The organism is Mesorhizobium sp. M7A.F.Ca.CA.004.06.1.1 (assembly GCF_003999135.1).
Lineage (GTDB): Bacteria > Pseudomonadota > Alphaproteobacteria > Rhizobiales > Rhizobiaceae > Mesorhizobium.
Genome location: NZ_RZPQ01001431.1, coordinates 1 through 477 on the forward strand (window position 1 = coordinate 1; position 477 = coordinate 477).

The 477-nt window shown below is 59.5% G+C and carries 1 protein-coding gene; it reads right to left on the reverse strand.

Annotation, left to right across the window (positions count from 1 at the left end):
- Nucleotides 1-118 precede the first annotated feature (118 nt).
- A partial coding sequence (locus EN906_RS36775) for a DUF1348 family protein (RefSeq protein WP_127375895.1) occupies nt 119-477 on the reverse strand: 359 nt, incomplete at its 5' end.

Genomic DNA, 477 nt, shown 5'->3' on the forward strand with positions numbered 1-477 from the left:
GCTTCGGCGTGCCGCTCGCGCGGATCGGAAGATGTCGCGGGCGGCACGCCGAAGCGGCTCTGCTGGCCTATCAGTGGGTAGCGCGAAAACGGTCGCCAACCCTCGACCACGCGTCAGATCAGAAGCCGAAACCGCTGAGACCAGGATGGTCGTCGGGGCGACGACCCAAAGGCCAATGCAACTTGCGTTCGGACTCCGCGATTGGATGTTCGTTAATGCTGGCGATCCGGCGGCGCATCAGCCCTTCCGTATCGAACTCCCAATTTTCGTTGCCGTAGGCCCTGAACCATTGGCCGCTGTCATCATGGTATTCATAGGCGAAGCGGACAGCGATCCGGTTTCCCGCAAACGTCCAAAGTTCCTTTACCAGCCGGTAATCGAGTTCTTTGTTCCATTTGCGGGTGAGAAAAGCCTCGATGGCTTCCCGGCCTGTCACGAACTCGGCGCGATTACGCCAGGCACTGTCAACCGTATAGG